At 57.5% G+C, this 18847-nt stretch carries 17 protein-coding genes; 8 read left to right on the top strand and 9 right to left on the bottom strand.

What is annotated here, in order from left to right; all coding sequences use genetic code 11:
- Window positions 1-32: 32 nt before the first annotated feature.
- The gene (gene dksA / locus BW956_RS21520; protein ID WP_010325140.1) at window positions 33-464 is read right to left on the bottom strand and encodes an RNA polymerase-binding protein DksA; all 432 of its coding nucleotides are present in this window, start codon (window positions 462-464) and stop codon (window positions 33-35) included.
- 241 nt (window positions 465-705) lie between these two features.
- On the opposite strand from dksA, the gene BW956_RS21525 reads away from it, so the two are divergent.
- A complete protein-coding gene (locus BW956_RS21525) occupies window positions 706-1872 on the top strand; it encodes a pyridoxal phosphate-dependent aminotransferase (RefSeq protein WP_076466411.1) in 1167 nt (388 codons plus the stop codon).
- Here the strand turns inward: BW956_RS21525 and BW956_RS21530 are convergent.
- Window positions 1859-2188, bottom strand: a complete 330-nt coding sequence (locus BW956_RS21530) for a Rieske (2Fe-2S) protein (RefSeq protein WP_076466412.1) — start codon at window positions 2186-2188, stop codon at window positions 1859-1861. The genes BW956_RS21525 and BW956_RS21530 overlap by 14 nt on opposite strands.
- A complete protein-coding gene (locus BW956_RS21535) occupies window positions 2181-3719 on the bottom strand; it encodes a bifunctional aminoglycoside phosphotransferase/ATP-binding protein (protein WP_076466413.1) in 1539 nt (512 codons plus the stop codon). Before BW956_RS21535 ends, BW956_RS21530 begins: the two co-directional genes overlap by 8 nt.
- Before the next feature lie 46 nt (window positions 3720-3765).
- Between BW956_RS21535 and mrcB the strand changes: the two genes are divergently transcribed.
- Window positions 3766-6099 carry a penicillin-binding protein 1B gene (mrcB, locus tag BW956_RS21540; RefSeq protein WP_076466414.1) on the top strand — a complete coding sequence of 778 codons (2334 nt, stop codon included), beginning with the start codon at window positions 3766-3768 and terminating at the stop codon, window positions 6097-6099.
- Window positions 6100-6114: 15 nt separating this feature from the next.
- Window positions 6115-6711 (top strand): tetratricopeptide repeat protein, encoded by a 597-nt coding sequence (locus BW956_RS21545; protein ID WP_010325135.1) that lies wholly within the window; start codon window positions 6115-6117, stop codon window positions 6709-6711.
- A 14-nt stretch (window positions 6712-6725) separates the two neighbouring features.
- On the opposite strand, the gene BW956_RS21550 is transcribed toward BW956_RS21545, so the two are convergent.
- The 4 genes from BW956_RS21550 to BW956_RS21565 are packed head-to-tail and all read right to left on the bottom strand — an operon-like array spanning window position 6726 to window position 11010.
- The gene (locus BW956_RS21550) at window positions 6726-7334 is read right to left on the bottom strand and encodes a hypothetical protein (protein ID WP_076466415.1); all 609 of its coding nucleotides are present in this window, start codon (window positions 7332-7334) and stop codon (window positions 6726-6728) included.
- 3 nt (window positions 7335-7337) lie between these two features.
- Window positions 7338-8624, bottom strand: coding sequence for a glutamate-1-semialdehyde 2,1-aminomutase (gene hemL, locus BW956_RS21555; RefSeq protein WP_076466416.1), 1287 nt, complete (start codon window positions 8622-8624; stop codon window positions 7338-7340).
- A gap of 32 nt (window positions 8625-8656) precedes the next feature.
- Entirely contained in the window at window positions 8657-9286 is a 630-nt protein-coding gene (thiE, locus tag BW956_RS21560) for a thiamine phosphate synthase (RefSeq protein WP_076466417.1), read from the bottom strand.
- Window positions 9283-11010, bottom strand: coding sequence for a chloride channel protein (locus BW956_RS21565; RefSeq protein ID WP_076466418.1), 1728 nt, complete (start codon window positions 11008-11010; stop codon window positions 9283-9285). Before BW956_RS21565 ends, thiE begins: the two co-directional genes overlap by 4 nt.
- A gap of 86 nt (window positions 11011-11096) precedes the next feature.
- On the opposite strand from BW956_RS21565, the gene argC reads away from it, so the two are divergent.
- The 3 genes from argC to BW956_RS21580 all read left to right on the top strand — a co-directional run bounded on the left by argC (window position 11097) and on the right by BW956_RS21580 (window position 14128).
- Window positions 11097-12131, top strand: a complete 1035-nt coding sequence (gene argC, locus BW956_RS21570; RefSeq protein WP_010322485.1) for an N-acetyl-gamma-glutamyl-phosphate reductase — start codon at window positions 11097-11099, stop codon at window positions 12129-12131.
- A gap of 70 nt (window positions 12132-12201) precedes the next feature.
- Window positions 12202-12549, top strand: a complete 348-nt coding sequence (gene erpA / locus BW956_RS21575; RefSeq protein ID WP_010322486.1) for an iron-sulfur cluster insertion protein ErpA — start codon at window positions 12202-12204, stop codon at window positions 12547-12549.
- A 340-nt stretch (window positions 12550-12889) separates the two neighbouring features.
- The gene (locus BW956_RS21580) at window positions 12890-14128 is read left to right on the top strand and encodes a DUF4214 domain-containing protein (protein ID WP_076466419.1); all 1239 of its coding nucleotides are present in this window, start codon (window positions 12890-12892) and stop codon (window positions 14126-14128) included.
- Between the two features lie 60 nt (window positions 14129-14188).
- On the opposite strand, the gene BW956_RS21585 is transcribed toward BW956_RS21580, so the two are convergent.
- Both BW956_RS21585 and BW956_RS21590 read right to left on the bottom strand, forming a co-directional pair.
- Window positions 14189-15292 (bottom strand): anhydro-N-acetylmuramic acid kinase, encoded by a 1104-nt coding sequence (locus BW956_RS21585; RefSeq protein WP_076466420.1) that lies wholly within the window; start codon window positions 15290-15292, stop codon window positions 14189-14191.
- Window positions 15289-16743 carry a peptidoglycan DD-metalloendopeptidase family protein gene (locus BW956_RS21590; RefSeq protein ID WP_076466421.1) on the bottom strand — a complete coding sequence of 485 codons (1455 nt, stop codon included), beginning with the start codon at window positions 16741-16743 and terminating at the stop codon, window positions 15289-15291. Before BW956_RS21590 ends, BW956_RS21585 begins: the two co-directional genes overlap by 4 nt.
- A 191-nt stretch (window positions 16744-16934) precedes the next feature.
- Here BW956_RS21590 and tyrS point away from each other — a divergent pair, with 191 nt between their 5' ends.
- The gene (gene tyrS, locus BW956_RS21595) at window positions 16935-18233 is read left to right on the top strand and encodes a tyrosine--tRNA ligase (RefSeq protein WP_076466422.1); all 1299 of its coding nucleotides are present in this window, start codon (window positions 16935-16937) and stop codon (window positions 18231-18233) included.
- A gap of 29 nt (window positions 18234-18262) precedes the next feature.
- The gene (locus tag BW956_RS22360; RefSeq protein WP_139327276.1) at window positions 18263-18454 is read left to right on the top strand and encodes a hypothetical protein; all 192 of its coding nucleotides are present in this window, start codon (window positions 18263-18265) and stop codon (window positions 18452-18454) included.
- The last annotated feature ends 393 nt before the right edge of the window (window positions 18455-18847 follow it).

The following is an 18847-nucleotide window of genomic DNA, read 5'->3' on the forward strand; positions in this document are numbered from 1 at the left end:
AGCAGAGGGGCGTTTGCACGCCCCGGCCGGTCTTAGCGACCGATCTGCTTTTCCTTGATTTCGGCCAGGGTCTTGCAGTCGATGCAGAGGGTAGCAGTGGGACGTGCTTCCAGACGGCGGATGCCGATCTCTACACCACAGGCTTCGCAGAAGCCGTAGTCATCTTCATCGATGCTTTCGAGCGCTTCGTCGATCTTGCGGATCAGCTTGCGTTCACGGTCACGGGTGCGCAGTTCGAGGCTAAATTCTTCTTCCTGGCTTGCACGGTCGCTGGGATCGGCAAAGTTGGAAGCTTCCTCTTTGAGATGGGTGATGGTGCTGTCGACCTCTTCCATCAGCTCGCGTTTCCATCCCAGCAGGATTTTGCGGAAATGCTCTTTCTGCGCTTCGTTCATGTACTCCTCGCCGGTATCCAGCGGGTAAGGTTCAAAGTGCATGAACTGTGTATCAGTTGTTTTAGGCATTTGGCGCAGCCTCACGTCATTGGGGGTCCAGACCAGTCGAAGCCCGACTGCCTCGGGTCCGGCGCCCCTGATAAGGAACACTGGTGCATTGAAAGCGGGTGAAAGTACCAGAACCCCACCCTTTAGGCTAGACCCGCTTTGGCATTTTGCCATCTCGATTGACGTTGGACAGCGGCGGGGTGGGTACAGTTTCGACCAATGTCGATATACTGGCGCTGAAACAACCTGCCAGGAGATGGAAATGACAAGGGGCTGGACCGAGCGTGCGCGTGAGATTGATTCCTTCAAGGTAATGGATCTGTTGAAACGGGCGGCGGAACTGGATAGTGCCGGTATGGATGTGGTGCACATGGAGGCGGGGGAACCGGACTTTCCGACTGCCGCGCCTATCGTACAGGCGGCGCATGCCGCGCTGGAAGCAGGTCAGACCCGCTATACCCCGGCGGGCGGCATCATGCCGCTGCGTGAAGCCATTGCCGGTTTTTATCAGCAGCGTTACGGCGTCGACCTGGCGCCCGAGCAGGTGCTGGTGACGGCGGGTGCCTCCGGTGCACTCCTGTTGGCTTTCTCTCTGCTGGCGGCACCGGGCAGCCGCTTCATGCTGGCCGATCCCGGCTACCCCTGTAACCGTCAGTTCCTGCGTTTGCTGGAATCACGCGGTCAGCTGGTGCCGGTGGGGCCGGAGACCAATTATCAGCTGACACCGGAGCTGATCGAAGAGCACTGGCAGCCGGATACCGCCGGTGTTTTGCTGGCCTCACCCTCCAACCCGACAGGCTCGGTGGTGCCTTCCGAACAGCTGGCTGCGATTGCCGAAACGGTTGCGCGTCTGGAGGGGCGTCTGATTGTGGACGAGATCTACCATGGTCTTACCTATGGGTTTGATGCCGAAACGGTACTGTCCGTGGCACCGGATGCCATTGTGCTGAACAGCTTCTCCAAATATTTCGGCATGACCGGTTGGCGCCTGGGCTGGCTGGTGGCGCAGCCGGATGAAGTGGCGGAGATGGAGAAAATCGCCCAGAACCTGTTTATTTCACCGGCTACCCTGTCACAGCACGCGGCGCTGGCGGCCTTCGAGCCAGACACGCTGGCGTTGCTGGAGCAGCGCCGGGAGGCCTTTGCGCTGCGCCGGGACCGTCTGGTGGAAGGTTTGCGGGAGCTGGGCTTTGGCATTCCGTTGATGCCGGAGGGAGCCTTCTACGTGTACGCCGATGCTTCCCATCTGACCGATGACAGCTTTGCGTTCTGCTGGTCGCTGTTGGAGGACGATTTGTTGGCGGTGACGCCCGGGGCGGACTTTGGCTGTAACCACCCTGAGCGTTTTATCCGCTTTGCCTACACCACGGGTATGGATCGTATCGAGCTGGCGCTGGAGCGTCTGCGCACCCGGATCAATCGCGGCTAAGGTAAACAGCCCCGTCCCTGATGGTGCAGCGCAGAGGCTCCAGCTGCTCACCGGGGCAGGGTCCGGCAATACAGGTGCCATCCTTGACGCCAAACAGCGCGCCGTGGGTGGCACACTGGATAAACTGCTTCTCGTAGTCGAGGAATTGGTCCGGCTGCCACTCCAGACGGATGCCACGGTGAGGGCAGCTGTTGCGCCAGGCGATGACTTCGCCATCACGCTGGAATAACAGGACGGCCGTGCCGTCGTCCAGATCAAATCCACGGCCTTCCACCGGGTCCAGCGCATCCAGCTGGCAGACATAGATCTCAGTCATCACCATCTTCCAGCAGGCGCTGTGCACGCAGGTGAGACATCAATTGCTCGATGGCCTCGTCATCACGGGTATCAACCTGCAATGAGAGCAACTGCTCATCGCTGGTCAGTGGCTGCATCATGTTCATCTGTTCACGCATCACTGCAACATCCGCATCTGACGGATCGCGGCCCTCTTCCTGACGGCGCTTCAGGCGCGCCTCAATCAGACTCTGCTCGCAATGGCAGCTGATGATACGCAGCGGCAGATCGAGGTTTTTGGCCAGTTCCAAATAGGCGTTGCGGGTGCGTTGCTGAATAAAGGTGGCATCCACTACCACCGAGTATCCGGCCTTGAGCATCAGTCTGGTGGTATCCAGCAGGTGCTGGAAGGTGCGACTGTTCATCTCGGCGCCATAAAGTTCTACCGACTGCCCCTGCAGGCTCAGCTCACGATAGATGCGTTTGCGTTCCACATCTGAGCGAATGCGAATCACGCCTACAGCTTCGGCCAGGCGTTCGCTGAGGTAGCTTTTGCCGCTGCCGCTGACACCGTGCATCAGGAAAATGGCGGGGCTGCGCTCGCGGTAGTAATGCTCGGTCAGCTTGAGGTACTGGCGGCAACTCGGAACATCTGGTTCAGCGCCCAGCATGGCAACCTTGGCGCGTACCATGGAGCGGTAGGCTTTGAAGAAGTTGAGCAGGGGCAGGGCTTCGTAGTCGCCGCTCAACTCCAGGTAGAGGTTGAGGCAGCGATTGGCCCAGCGGAACTGCTGGTTGGCTTCCAGGTCCATCAACAGGAAGGCCAGATCCGACATGGTATCGATCCAGCGGAATTCCAGATTGAACTCGATGCAATCGAACAGGCGCAAATGGTCGTGGAACAGGTTGACGTTGGCCAGGTGCAAATCGCCGTGGCACTCGCGGACATGGCCTTTTTGCTTGCGCTGCTTGATCAGTCCACTGAGGCTGCGGAAGCTTTGTGCCGTGTGCGTCGACAACTGCTGCAGCAGGGTCAGGTCGTCAGCCTCAAGATGCTCGGGGTGGATATGGCGATAGTTATCGGCCACCACTTCCCACAAAGTCTCCGGTTCGCCCCAGGGACTGTCCTGGGCCACGATCGGAATACGTGAATGGAAGTCGGCAATCTGTTCGGCCAGCAGGTCGATCCAGTGGGCTTCAAACAGGTGGCGCTGCAGCAGGCGGTCAAGGCGCAGTTCAGGATCAAACTGATACATTTTGACGGCATACTCGATCGCTTCGCCTGCCGTATCCAGCTCCGGCTTCTCGGTGCTGCCGCCAATGGCCACCAGACCAATATAGATATCCGGTGCCAGGCGTTGATTCAGGCGAACTTCCTCTTCACAGCAATGTCGCCGCTGGGCAAGGGTAGTGAAGTCCAGAAAGCCGAAATTGACCGGTTTCTTGACCTTGTAGGCATATTCACCGGTAAGAAGAATCCAGGAGATGTGCGTCTCGATCACCTCTATCTGCTCCACGGGGTGCGGGAAACAGGCGGGATCGCGCAGGGATTCGATCAATGTGGGTAACATGGGGTTCCTGCTGTTGTCGGCGACGGCATAGGATTATACTGATCCGATGAGTAAAAAGAGAACACCTTCCGCCAAAGGACGCCGTTCGCGTCAGAAATCCAAACCTTCTCGTCTCGGTCGTTTCCTGCGCTGGCTGTTCAAGCTGGGGCTGGTGCTGACGGTTATTGCGGCGGCCGGTCTGGTGTATCTGGACGCTCAAGTGCGTAGCAAATTCGAGGGCAAACGCTGGGCTGTACCGGCCAAGGTTTATGCCCGCCCGCTGGAGCTGTATCCCGGTCAGTCGATCGCCATGGACGAGCTGAAGCAGGAGCTCAAGACGCTTAATTATCGTTTTGTGCGCCGTGCCGATCAACCCGGGGCGGTGGAATGGGCCAGCAGCCGCGCGCGTATCTACAGCCGTGGCTTTGATTTTCCGGATGAGGTTGAGCCTTCACGCAATATGCTGCTGTCCTTCTCGGGCGGGCGTCTGCAGTCGATCAAAAGCAGTGACGGGCGTTCACTGCCACTGGTACGACTGGAGCCCATGCTGATCGGGGGGATCTATCCCAAATCCAATGAGGACCGCGATCTGATCAAGCTGGAGGAGGCGCCGCCTCATCTGGCGCAGGCACTGGTTACCGTGGAGGATCGGGCTTTCTATGATCACTGGGGGGTGTCACCCAAGGGTATTGCCCGCGCCATGTGGGTCAATATCCGCGAAGGCCGTTTCGTGCAGGGCGGCAGTACGCTGACCCAGCAGCTGATCAAGAACTTTTATCTCACGTCCGACCGCACACTGAGCCGCAAGCTGTTGGAACTACCCATGGCGATGTTGCTGGAGCTGCATTATGACAAGGATGAAATCCTGGAAGCCTATCTGAATGAGGTGTACCTGGGGCAGTCCGGCAGTCGCTCCATTCACGGCTTTGGCCTGGCCAGCCAGTATTACTTTGCCCGACCGGTGCAGGAACTGGAGCTGCATCAGGTGGCCCTGCTGGCCGGCATGGTGAAAGGCCCCTCCTGGTATGACCCGCGCCGCAACCCAGACCGAGCCATGGAGCGCCGTAACCTGGTGCTGAAGATGTTGTTCGAACAGGGGCATATCAGCCGCGATGAATATGATCAGGCACGTCGTCAGACCCTGGGCGTGGTAAAACAGCGCAGCTTGCATAAAGGGGCTTTCCCCGCCTATCTGGATCTGGTGAAGCGCAAACTGCGCGAGGAATACCGTGATGAGGATCTGAGCAGTGAAGGTCTGCGTGTATTTACATCCCTGGATCCTCTGGTGCAGACCCGTGCGGAAGCGGCACTGGAAACCGGTATTGGCCGTCTGGAAAAACGCTACGGCAAGCGGGCCAAGGAGCTGGAAGCCAGTATGGTGGTGACCGACCCGCAAACCGGCGAGGTGATGGCGCTGATTGGTGGTCGGGATAATCGCTATACCGGGTTCAACCGCGCTCTGGATGCCTTGCGCCCCATCGGTTCACTGGTGAAACCGGCGGTCTATCTGGCCGCACTGGAGCAGGGCTATACCCTGGCAACGCCGCTGGAAGATGAGCCGCTGAGTGTAAAAATGCCGGATGGCTCAGTATGGCAGCCGCAGAACTTTGATCGCCGCAGCCATGGCGTGATCCCGTTGCACCGTTCGCTGGCGCTGTCCTATAACCAGTCCACGGCGCGTCTGGGGATGAACGTGGGTCTGGACAATGTCATCGACATGCTCCACCGCCTGGGTGCCGAGCGTGACCTCAAGGCTTATCCCTCATTGCTGCTGGGCGCCCAGGCGTTGTCGCCTCTGGAGCTGGCCAGTGTCTATCAGACCATTGCGGCCAATGGTTTCCGTATGCCGTTGCGAGTTATCCGCCGGGTAACCGATGCGGAAGGTGAAGAATTGTCACGTTACCCCTTTACCCTGAAACAACAGGTAAAACCCGAGCTGGTGCATCTGTTACAGTACGCGCTGCAGGAAGTGGCGCGTGAGGGTACGGCTCGCAGTGTGTATTCGGTATTGCCGGATAACCTCAATGTGGGTGGCAAAACAGGCACCTCCAATGATCAGCGAGACAGCTGGTTTGCCGGTTTTGCCGGCGACCGTCTGGCGGTGGTCTGGCTGGGGCGTGATGACAACAGTCAGCTGCCCTTTACCGGTTCCGGCGGGGCTCTGCGCGTGTGGACCGAGTTCATGCGGCGTGAATCTCCCGAGCCCTTCCTGGCGACTCGCCCTGCCGGGGTTGAGTATGTATGGATAGACGAGGCGACAGGTCTTCGATCTGATCGTCGCTGTGAAGGGTCCCGACAGCTGCCGTTCCTGACGGGCACGGCGCCCAGTGAAAAAGTGGACTGTGGTCTGGATAACCCTGTTCGACGTTCGCTGGACTGGTTCCGCAACTGGTTTGACTGATGTGAGAAGGATGCGATGAAAAAAATCTGTCTGATGCTGGCCGCGGCCGCGCTGGTGACTGGCTGTGCCGGTCCCAACCCCTACCGCGCGCCGGTGGAAGATCGCGGTCAGGACTATGAGCCGGCCAAAGAGCCCGTGACCCAGCCGGGTACCGTGGTGCCGGCCGAAACCTCCCCCGGTGTGACCGTACAACCGGTAACCCGTGTACCTGTGGTGCGTGAACAGCGTGACCCGGAAGCCGCCTCGCAGCCGGTGGAAATTCAGTCCAGCCAGCCGGTAGTCAGCCAGCCACAGAGCCCGGCCGTGATTGCCTTGCTGGAAACGGCACGTACCGATAGTGGCAAGGGCGATCTGCGCATGGCGCAAAGCCGGCTGGAGCGCGCTCTGCGAATCGCGCCGCGTGACCCGGAAGTGTATATCCAGCTGGCCGATGTGCAGCGTCGCCAAGGGCAGTTCCTGCAGGCAGAGCAGGTGGCGCTGAAAGGTGTCAGCGTTGCCGCCGGCCAGTCCGGTGCGCTCAAGCGGTTGTGGCAGTTGATTGCCGAGATTCGTCAGGAAGGGGGAAATGCTCAGGGTGCCAAGGAAGCGCGCGACAAGGCCGCCGCTTACTGACACCCTGAAAGGCGTCAGCCTGTTTGTTCAGGCTGGCGCTTGCAGGTGTGCTGCAGCAATGCGAAGCTGATGAGTCCCAGCCCTGCGGCTTGTGCCAGCGGTGGCAGCAGTGCCGGAGGTGTTGCCGTCATGAGCGTGCCGGCACTGATACCCAGCAGTATCAGGGGGGCTGCCAGCGCCAGTGCAATCCGGCCTGTCAGTACGGGCAGTTTGAATGCGGCAACCAACAGGGCTGCTGCCAAAGCCACGCTGAGCCAGAGAGTGTAGCTTTCTCCCAGTCCCATGCGACGCAGCAGTTCAAACAGGGCAAACAGAGCCAGCAGCCAGCGGCCCCAGCCTGCTTTAGACCAGAACCATCCCATCGATAATGCCAACACCGCTGTCACCAGCAGGGGCAGTCCCGCGTACAGGGCCAGGTTGCCCAGCAGTCGCTGCAGTGTGGCGACATCCTGATTATCGGGTGTCAGTAACAGCTGACCCATAGCCGCCAGGGCGATAAATACCAGGCTCAGGCTACTCACCTGAAGTTGCGACTGAGGTGCTTCGGCCAGCGCCTCGCTGCGGCGAAACAGCAGCACGGCGCTGGCGAGAGCAGCAACCAGAATCAGGCTACTTCCCAGCATTGCTTAAGCGGCCAGTTTGGCAAATACACGGTCAGCGGCCGCCAGGGTCGCATCCAGCTCCGCTTCGGTGTGGGCGTTGGAGACGAAGCCGGCTTCAAACGCGGACGGCGCCAGGTAGACGCCTTCGTCCAGCATGCCGTGGAAGAACTTGCCGAACAGCTCGGCATCGCAGGCGGTGGCTTCGGCGAAGCTGGTAACGCTGTCCTGATCGGTAAAGAACAGACCGAACATGCCGCCAACGCAGCTGGTAGTGAAGGCGATGCCGTGACGTGCAGCCATGGCTTCCAGCCCCTGAGTCAGGTATTCCGCCTTGGCGGCCAGGGCTTCATGAATGCCTTCCTGCTTGAGCGCGGTCAGCATGGCCAGTCCGGCGGACATGGCCAGCGGGTTTCCGGACAGGGTACCGGCCTGATACACCGGGCCCAGCGGCGCGATGTGTTCCATGATTTCACGTTTGCCGCCGAAGGCGCCAACCGGCAGGCCACCACCGATAACCTTACCCAGAGTGGTCAGGTCAGGTTTGATGCCGTACAGCTCCTGGGCACCGCCCAGCGCGACACGGAAGCCGGTCATGACTTCATCAAAAATCAGTACGCTGCCGTGCTGGTCACAGACTTCGCGCAGGCACTCCAGGAAACCTTCCTTGGGCGGGATGCAGTTCATGTTGCCGGCAACCGGCTCAACAATGATGCAGGCAACCTGGTCGCCAATTTCGGCAAAGGCTTTGCGCACGTTGTCGATATCGTTGTACGTCAGGGTAATGGTGTGCTCGGCCAGTGCGGCAGGAACCCCCGGAGAGTTGGGTTCACCCAGAGTCAGGGCACCGGAGCCGGCTTTAACCAGCAGGGAGTCGGAGTGGCCGTGGTAGCAGCCTTCAAACTTGACGATCTTGTCGCGGCCGGTGAAGCCGCGGGCCAGACGAATGGCGCTCATGGTCGCTTCGGTACCGGAGCTGACCATACGCACCATATCCATGGACGGCACCAGTTCGCACACCAGGTCGGCCATTTCGGTTTCGATGGCGGTCGGTGCGCCGAAGCCCAGACCGTTATCCAGCATCTCGCGCACGGCATTCATGACTGGCGGATAGGAGTGGCCCAGCAGCATCGGACCCCAGGAGCCGACATAGTCGATGTACTGACGGTCGTCCTCGTCAAACAGGAAAGGACCTTCACCACGCTTGAAGAACACCGGCGTGCCACCCACGCCCTTGAAAGCGCGGACCGGCGAGTTTACGCCACCCGGGATGTGAGCCTGTGCGGCCTGAAACAGGGATTCTGAACGTGACATGGGACACTTCCTATTAACTGAAAATAAGTGGGTTATACCATCGTAAATTGTTGCGTGAAGCGGTGTGCCTGTTGCTCTACATCATCGGCAGCAAAGAGGGCGTGCACGACGGCGACAAGGTCGGCACCGGCTTCGATTACCTGGCTCGCATTATCCACGCTGATTCCGCCAATCGCCACCACCGGGACCTGGAATTCTGTTTTTGCTGCCTGCAGCAGGCTCAGTGGTGCCGGGCTGGCGCCGGGCTTGGTGTTCGACGGGAAGAACGCGCCGAAGGCGACATGGTCGGCACCGGCGGCAATGGCGTTGCGCGCCAGATCGAGGCTGTCGTGGCAGGTCTGGCCGATCAGCGCCTTACTGCCCAGGTAATCACGTGCGCCGGCAACGCTGCCATCGCCCTGGCCCAGGTGGACGCCATCCGCCTGAGATGCGCGGGCCAGTTTGACATCATCGTTGATCAGCAGCGGACAGTGGTATTGGTGGCACAGGTCTCGTAATGCCAATGCCTGGCGCAGGCGTTTGGGGCCGTCTGTGGACTTGTCGCGGTATTGCAGCAGGCGCATTCCGCCACGCAAGGCGGCTTCTACCTGTTCCAGCATGGTGTCATCTGTCGGCATCAGGCCGGCGTCGGTAAGGCCATAAAGGCCGTGTAATCGGGTCATGAAAGACTCTGTTTCTGGTGATAGTACTCTTCAATCTGCTGACGGCTGATCATGCCCATCGGCTCTTCCTGGTTGCTGACCACAACCAGCGATTCCAGTTCCTTCTCGCGCAGCAGGTCCAGTGCCTCCTTGAGGGTGGCACGATAGAGCAGATAACTGGTGTCGATACGGTGCGCCGGGATCGACAGCAGGTTGATGTTCAAGTCATCCGGTGCCTGCTCCGGCAGGCTGTCGATGTAATGACGCAGGTCCGCAGGCGGCAGCAGGAAATGGCGTTTGTCGCTTTCCACCAGGATGCGGTAGGGGGCGGCTTCCAGCAGGGTGCGTGCGGTGCTCAAGTGGATTTCACTGGAGGCCTGGCAGATATCCCGTCGCATCAAGCTGCCGACGGCGGCACGAGAGAGTATTTGCGCCAAAGGTGCCTGGCGGACATCAAGCCCCTGGCGCAGCAGGGAGGCATGGAAAATGGAGGGCAGTTTGAATCCGTAGCGAGTGGTCAGGCTGGCAATCAGCAGTGCCAGCATGCCGGGCAGCACGATACCGGCATTTTGGGTCAGCTCCAGCATGGCCAGCAAGGCAGCCAGGGGCGCGTTGAGCAAAGCCGCCATCATCGCGCCCATGCCGATCATGGCGTACATGCCGGTGTGGGTGGTGCCGGTCAGCAAACTGTCGACTGCACCCAAGAGGGCACCGGCAACGGCGCCGATAAACAGGGTCGGACCGATCAGCCCCGCCGGAATCCCCAGACCTATCACCACCGGTGTGAGCAAACATTTGGCGACCAGCAGGCCGCACAAAAACAGAATGGGAGCGGGCTCATGGAACAGGGACTCAATGGTGTCATAGCCGCCACCCATGACTTCCGGCCAGTAGAGTGCGACCAGCCCTGTCAGTAAACCGGCCAGCAGAAAGCGGATCGAAAAGTGCCAGTGCAGCAAACGAAATGTCTGCATCTGCAGCAGGTGGAAGCCGGCTGCCAGCAGTCCGCACAGAAGGCCCAGCAGGGCAACCAGCGGCAACTGCGTCAGTTCGCCAATGGCCAGATCGGGAGCCGTAAAGACGATTGCCTCGCCGATTAATGCACGCGACACCACATCCCCCACCAGCGCCGCGACCATGACGGGCAGGAAGCCGACCATGGTGTACTCCAGCAGGATAATTTCCATGGCGAAAATCACGCCGGCCAGAGGTGTATTAAAGGTGGCGGAAATCCCTGCCGCTGCACCGCAGCCAACCAGGAGGCGTAAAGAGTTATTGGGCAGGTTCAGTTTTTGCCCCAACCAGCTGCCGGCACCGGCACCCAGGTGCACGGCAGGGCCTTCTCGGCCCACCGAGTGGCCACTGGCCAGCGCAATAACGGCGGCCAGCCATTGAATCAACAGGTTAAAGGCAGGCAGGCGCCCCTGATGGTTACTCAGGCGCTCCAACAGGTGCACAATGCCGACCGCACGGGCCTGGGGGGGAATACAGGAAAACAGGCCAATTAATAAAAGGCTGCCGGCCACGGGCAGTAGCAGCCGGTACACATCGGGCAGTTCTTCAAAGCGTTCGGCACCGCCGCTCAGTAGCCAGGCCTGCAGCAGGGTGTCGGCTGATCTGAACAGGCTGATCAGGCCGCCGGCAGCCAGGCCGGAGAGAATGCCCAGTACGACCAGTTGCGGCAGGGCATCGGCATGAGCCAGTCGGTGGCGGAAGTGTTCCAGTGAGAGCAGTTGGTGTGGCATGATGATTCGTTCAGAGGATCATGGTCATCTGCTGTGCAGCTAAGTACTATACCCTAACAGTTTTTACGTACTGATGAGAGGTTGATGTGGTCAAGGTAGGTATCGTCGGAGGCACCGGCTACACCGGTGTTGAATTGTTGCGTCTTTTGGCAAACCACCCCCAGGCGCAGGTGGAAGTGATTACCTCGCGCTCAGAGGAGGGCGTCAAGGTGGCGGACATGTTCCCGAACCTGCGAGGCCATCTGGATCTTGCTTTCACAGTACCGGATGTAGACCGTCTGGCAGCCTGTGATGTGGTGTTCTTCGCGACACCGCACGGTGTGGCCATGAGCATGTCTCCCGAACTGATCGATCGTGGCGTTAAAGTGATCGATCTGGGTGCTGATTTCCGCATCAAGGATATTCCGCTGTGGGAAAAATGGTACAACCTGGAGCACACTTGTCCAGATCTGGTTGAGAAAGCGGTATATGGCCTGCCCGAGCTGAACCGTGATGCTATCCGTGAAGGTCAGATGATCGGTTGTGCCGGCTGCTACCCCACCGCGGTGCAGCTGGGTTATCAGCCGCTGTTGCAAGCAGGCCTGGTTGATCACCGTCGTTTGATTGCTGATTGTAAATCCGGTGTCACCGGTGCCGGCCGTGGTGCCAACGTGGGCACTTTGCTGGCGGAAGCCAGTGAAAGCGTCAAAGCCTATGGTGTTCCGGGCCATCGTCACCTGCCGGAGATCAAGCAGGGACTGAGCGATATGGCTGGTCGTCCGGTAGGGCTGACCTTCAGTCCGCACCTGATGCCGATGATTCGTGGTATTCACGCGACCCTGTACTCGGTTCTGAAAGACCCGGTCGGCCCGGACCTGCAGACCCTGTTTGAAGACTTTTATCGTGATGAGCCTTTCGTGGATGTGATGCCTGCCGGTGCTCACCCGGAAACACGTAGTGTCAAAGGTTCCAACATGTGCCGTATCAGTGTACATCAGCCTCAGGGCGAAGATACGGTCGTGGTTCTGTCTGCCATTGATAACCTGATGAAAGGTGCCTCTGGCCAGGCGATTCAGATCATGAATATCATGTTTGACCTGCCGGAAACCGCGGGCCTGGAACAGGTTGCACTGATGCCCTGATCTGCCAATACTTGACTGAATTAGTCGGTTTAGGCAGAATGCGCTGTATCTAAGAGGGTTTAGTGTAACTATGAGCGATACTGCACAAGCGGCCGACCTGGTATTTACCAATGCGGCGGCCAACAAGGTCAAATCATTGCTGGAAGAAGAGCAGAACGACAAGCTTAAGCTGCGTGTATACATCACCGGTGGCGGCTGTGCGGGCTTCTCTTATGGCTTCACGTTCGATGAAAACATGGCGGACGATGATGCAGCGGTTGAGCGTGACGGTGTAACGCTGGTAGTGGACCCGATGAGCTACCAGTACCTGGCCGGGTCGGAAGTTGATTACAAGGAGGGGCTGCAAGGCTCTCAGTTCGTAATCAACAATCCCAATGCGACCACGACTTGCGGCTGCGGTTCGTCCTTCTCGATCTGATTCCGTCTCGGGATGGCAGCTAAGGCTGTAAGGCCCTGACGATTGGTTACAAGCCCCGTAGGCAATAGTGCTTGCGGGGTTTTTGCGTTTCTGGTGCCTGCTGACCCGAGTTGCGCTTCCTTGCTCCCTCCCTTCTATACTAAATCCGGTCCTGAAGCTTATTCCTGCTTCATGCAGCGGGATCTATTGTTTTAAGTTTCAATTTAACTTGTTCGTGCATTGTGTGCCTGATAGCTCTATGGGTGCTTCTCAACTTCACAGGTGGTGGTTCGGTGAGGCTGCTTCCATGAGTTCACATCCGTAATTGAAGTCGCAAACAAGACGTAAGTGAGGGGGAAGTATGTCCGGTTCAGACGTGATGAAATTCGATATTCAGAACAACGAAGTGATCGCGGTTTACGAATATGATGATGGTGTCTGGGAGCTTGAGAGCCCGGATGGCAACACCACTTACAGCGTTGAGGGTGACAACGTCATCGAGACGGAAGTGGAGCATGGGGTCACGGAAACAACTGTTTACACGGCTCAGGAAAACGGTACTTACATTGAAACCTCCAGCCAGTCACAGGTGACTGATGACAGCTCTTCAGGCAGCGAGGCAGATGGCAATGGCTCCGGGTACGGCGATGACTTGATGCGGTTCGAGATCCAGAACAACCAGGTGGTCGCTGTGTTTGAATGGGACGATGGCTTCTGGGAGCGCGAACACATTGATGCCAATACCACTTACACCCTGCAGGGTGATAACGTCATCGAAGTTGAAGTCGAGCATGGCTACACCGAAACCAAGGTATATACCCATCTGGGTAATGGCAGCTATGTCGAAATTTCCAGCGAAACGCAGCTGAATGGCAGTCAGTCGGGTAGCCCCTCCTCGGATGTATATATTGATGGCCAGTTGTTTGAGCGTGAAGACGAGAATGAATACTCCTTCGATCTCAGCCAGGATGCGGAATACCGAATTGACGATGATCTTTATCTGGTACGTGACGGGGTGATCTATGAGCTTGAAGATGACGGCTTCTACCAGAAAGATGGCAGTGTCGTCATGTTTGAAGGCGAACGTCATGAAGTCGAGTTTTACCATTCCAGCCTGGGTGCATCTGACGAAGCTGAGGCGGTCTATGCCAAGCGGTCCGATGGCAGCCGAGTGGAGGTCGAAGACGCGGCAGAAGCCTATAGCGAAGATGGTGCCGTGTACCGACTATATCGGGCTGTTTTTGATCGGGATCCTGATGAGGCAGGTTTCAAGTATTGGGCTGGTCGACTGGATCACGAATTGAGTTTTGAGCAGATCATCGACCGGTTCATCGACAGTGGTGAGTTCAAAACGCTGTATGCCGATGCTGATGATCAAGGGTACGTCAGCAAACTGTACAATAATGTGTTAGAGCGCGAACCTGATGAGGAAGGTCTGCGATATTGGGTCGGAAATCTTGAAGAAGGTCGCTGGGATCGTGGCGACGTGCTGGCCCGCTTCAGTGATTCCGGCGAGTTCAAGAACAATACGCAGCAGGCGCTCGATGATTACCTTGAGCTGGTGGGGCAAACATCAATCACGACCGATATGATTGCTTGACCGGCGTTGCGGGAGCGAATGCCCCCCGTTCACCTATTGCCTGGGAAGCTGTTCATCTGCTCAAGGCAGATGAATGGCCCCCAGTATGCGATCGCCACGTGCGCCGGTGACGCTGGCCCTGCTGGCCGTTTTTCGGTTCAACGTTCGCATGGCAAACCAGGCAAAAGCGGTCGCTTCCATCCAATCCGGGTGCAGCCCCAGTGCTTCAGTGGTACTGATTTGGCTGTCAGGTAACAGCTGTTGCAGACGCTGGTGCAATCCCTGATTATGGCTGCCGCCGCCGCAAAGGTAGAGCTCGGGCTGGGCCAGGCTGTGGGTTTTTATAGCGTCTGCCAATGATCGGGCCGTCAGTTCCAGCAGCGTTGCCTGTACATCCTCTGCCCTGGGGGCTTCTGCCAGGCGAGTGATCGCCCGCTCAAGCCACTCGGAGTTGAACGTTTCCCGTCCTGTGCTCTTGGGCGGTGGCTGGTGAAAGTAGGCGTCACTCAGCATGCTGTCCAACAGCTCTTCTATCACCTGGCCGCTTCTGGCCCAGTCGCCATGACGATCAAAGGCTTTGCCCTGCTGGCGCTGAATCCAGGTATCCATAAGCACATTGCCCGGTCCGGTATCATAGCCACTGACATCCTGCTGTGGGTTGGCAGGTAGCAGGGTGATATTGGCCATGCCGCCGAGATTAACCAGCACGCGATCCTGCTTGTGACTGCGGAACAGGTGTTCGTGGAAGGGAGGGACCAGGGGAGCGCCTTGCCCTCCGGCAGCAAGGTCGCGGCGGCGGAAATCGGCCAGGGTTGTGATGCCGGTGTGCTCGGCAATACTGGCAGGGTCGCCAATCTGAAGACTGAACCCCTTTTCGGGACGATGGCGTATGGTTTGCCCATGGCTGCCGATGGCAATGATGTCAGCCGGGTCAGTGCCTGATCGCTCCAGTAGTGTGTTCACGGCGTCTGCAAACAGTTCTCCAAGCTGCCGGTCCAGCAACCCCAGATGCTCAATCTCGTTATCACCGGGTTGCGTCAGTTGCAGAATCGATTGGCGCTGGGGTTCCGGCAAGGCGTGCTCATGCCAGGCCAGTAACTCGAATTCCGGTTCGAAACGCACCAGAACGGCATCCACACTGTCCAGGCTGGTGCCCGACATTAAGCCAATATAATACTGGCTCATGGCTGAGCGCTCTCATCGTTCATGGCCAGGCGGGTATCGGAGTGGCGTTCCAGTTCGGCGACGAGGCGGTTGGCCTCGGCCAGAAATGCATCGCGTTCGTTGGCTGGTACCGGATCGGCGGCCGGGAGATCAACGGTGAGCGGGTTACGGTGAACGCCGTTGCTGCGAAACTCGTAATGCAGGTGCGGGCCAGTGGCCAGGCCGGAGGCGCCGACATAGCCGATAGTCTGGCCCTGTTTTACGCGCGTGCCGTTGCTGACACCTTTCTGGTATCGGCTCATATGCGCATAGAGTGTGGTGATGTTGCCGCCGTGTTGCAGAATTACGGTGCGACCGTAGCCACCCTTGGTGCCACGCCAGATTACCTTGCCGTCACCGGCGGCCTTGATGGGCGTGCCTGTAGCAGCGGCATAGTCAACGCCACGGTGGGGGCGTTTACGACCCAACACGGGATGGTAACGTTCAGGCTTGAAGCGGGAGCTGATACGACGGAAATCGACCGGTGAACGCAGGAACGCCTTGCGCATGCTGTGTCCGTCAGGGCTGAAGTAATTGCTGTTGCCCTGGCTGTCGGTAAAGCGGATTGCGGTGTAGGTGTTGCCGCGGTTCATGAATTGAGCGGCCAGAATGCGCGTGCTGTTCAGGGCTTCGCCATCGAGATAATCCTGCTCGTAGAGTACTCGAAAGTGGTCGCCTTCCCGGATATCCAAAGCAAAATCGATGTCCCAGCCAAAAATCTGCGCCAATTGCATGATGGTGCGCTGAGGTAATCCGGCATCAGCCGCATCGAGAAAGAGTGAGCGACGGATGTCGGCTTCGGCGTAAGCACTTTGCGCTTCGGGGGTACGCTCCTGCTCACTGATGACATATCCGTCGGGTGTGCGTTCTATCAAAGTGCTTTGCAGGCGACTGCGCACATGTTTCAGTTTACGCAGCTCCCCGCCTTCAATGAGAAAAGCCAGGGTTTGACCCGGCTTCAGGTATTTGAGGGCATCCTGGCTGCTGGCTGCCTGTGATACCTGGTAGACATCACGCGGCCCCAGGCCTGCGCGTTTGAAAATTGTGGTGAGGTTATCGCCGGAGCGAACATTGTATTCTGTCCAGTTTTCAACCGCCGCGGGAATAGGGGCAGGGGAGCTGACGTTCTCTGTTTGAGTCGGTTCGACGGGCACGACAGTGTTGGCCGCTACCGAATTGTCTGCAGGGATTGTAGCCTTGTCTGGATCAGATAATGACAACGGCAGGCTGACCCGTTCAATTTCATCGCGAGCAGGTGTGTCATTAGCGGAATCGTCGACTTCGTTTACTGCAAGCGGGGGAAAATTGGGACTGGGGGTTGATTGCTCTTCCGGCAGAAACATAGCTGCCAGGGTGATAACGGCCAGAACGCCTGCCAGTAGATAAAGATGCAGTTTGGGCAGGGCGCGCAGGTAATGGGGTATTGGAGCCACGAAAATCCCCTGAATATATTAAGTCAGAACGTTAAAGCATCAGTATAACCAAATTACACGGCTCGGGGCTGAATACAGGTCATCTACCGGCAAACTAACAGTATAAAGCGCATTTCTGGCCATCCTGTCCGAAACAGCTGTAGAATGCCGTCTCTGCTAATTTTCAATCCAATAGAGGGATTTCGGCGGTTATGAACGCAAACAGTTTGATCGAAGATCTCAAGGCCCGTGGTCTCATCGCACAGATGACCAGTGAAGAGGAGCTGGTTGAGCATATGGCTCAGGGACCGGTGACGCTTTATTGCGGCTTCGATCCGACTGCCGACAGCCTCCATCTGGGTCACCTGGTGCCTCTGCTGATGCTTAAGCGCTTCCAGGATGCTGGTCATCGCCCCATCGCACTGGTGGGTGGTGCAACCGGTTTGATTGGTGACCCGAGTTTTAAGGATCAGGAACGCCAGCTGAACTCCGAAGACGTTGTGAAGCAGTGGAGTGACTGCCTGAAAGGACAGATCAGCCGCTTTATCGAATTCAATGATGAAGACGGTGCCATCCTGGCCAATAACTACGACTGGACAGCGAATGTCGATGTGCTCAGCTTCCTGCGTGATATCGGCAAGCACTTCACCGTTAACAAGATGATTGCCAAGGAATCAGTGAAGCAGCGTATCGAACGTGAAGGCTCTGGCCTCTCGTTTACTGAATTCACCTACCAGATTCTGCAGTCATACGATTTCCAGCAGCTCAACAGCAAGTATGGTTGTACCATGCAGATCGGGGGCTCCGACCAGTGGGGCAACATCGTCGGCGGTATCGATCTCACTCGACGTGTGAATGGTGCTGCGACCCATGCTCTGACACTGCCACTGATCACCAAATCTGATGGCACCAAGTTTGGTAAAACCGAAGGTGGTGCGGTCTGGCTGGATGAGAAGAAGACCTCACCCTACGCCTTTTATCAGTTCTGGCTGCAGACACCTGATGCGGACGTCTACCGTTTCATGAAATTCTTTACCTTCCTGTCGGTGGATAAGATCGATGCCATTGAAGCGGAAGATAAGGAACGTGAAGGACGTCCTCAGGGCCAACAGGTTCTGGCGGAAGAAATGACGCGACTGGTTCATGGTGAAGAGGCTTTGCTGGCGGCTCGTCGTATTACCGATGCGCTGTTCTCCGGTGATTTGTCCAGCCTGAGTGCTGATGACTATGCCCAGCTGCAGCTGGACGGCCTGCCGGCATCAGCTGTTCCGGCTGAGCTGAGCGAGCAGCCTCTGACGACACTGCTGGTGGATGCGGGTATGGCAAACTCCGGTAAGCAGGTTAAGGATGCACTGCAGCGCAACGCGGTAATCATTAATGACCAGGCATGTGGCATGGATCAGAATATGAGCGCCGCTGAACTGTTCAGCGCTGCCAATGCGCGCTTCGACAAGTACTTCCTGGTGAAGCTGGGCAAGAAGAAGCACCATCTGTTCTACCTGGCGGACTAACAGTCCCTGGTATGTAGCAACGGGCACCCTTGGGTGCCCGTTGTCGTTTATGCCCTTTACGTGGCTATGCTGAATACCTCTACCTCTACCTCTACCTCTACCTCTACCTCTACCTCTACCTCTACCTCTACCTCTACCTCTACCTCTACCTCTACCTCTACCTCTACCTCTACCTCTACCTCTACCTCTACCTCTACCGGCAGGGTAGTAGTCGAAAGTGACGCTGTTTCACCTTTTTGAAATTATTTTACACAAAACAGTTGACGCCCCATCTTATGTGTGTAGAATTCGCCTCCTCGCTTGAGACGACAGGGTTCACGGAACACTGAACGGCTTAGGAGAGAAGGAGATAAGCTCTTGAAATCATTTAGATTTCTGATGTAGAATTTGCCTCCTTGGTTTTAACCGCTTCGTTGTTTAAGTGCTTCGGCACTGAAACAAAAAACGAAAAAAACGGTTGACACCGAATGAGGATGCGGTAAGATACGCGCCTCGCTTGAGACAACAGGTTCTGCCACGCGGCAGGTTGCTCAAGCCCGCTCTTTAACAAATTGATCAGGTAATATGTGTGGGCGCTTGTCAGGATTGAGCACACAAAGCTTAATCAAGGCAAG

Source organism: Marinobacterium stanieri (assembly GCF_900155945.1).
Lineage (GTDB): Bacteria > Pseudomonadota > Gammaproteobacteria > Pseudomonadales > Balneatricaceae > Marinobacterium > Marinobacterium stanieri.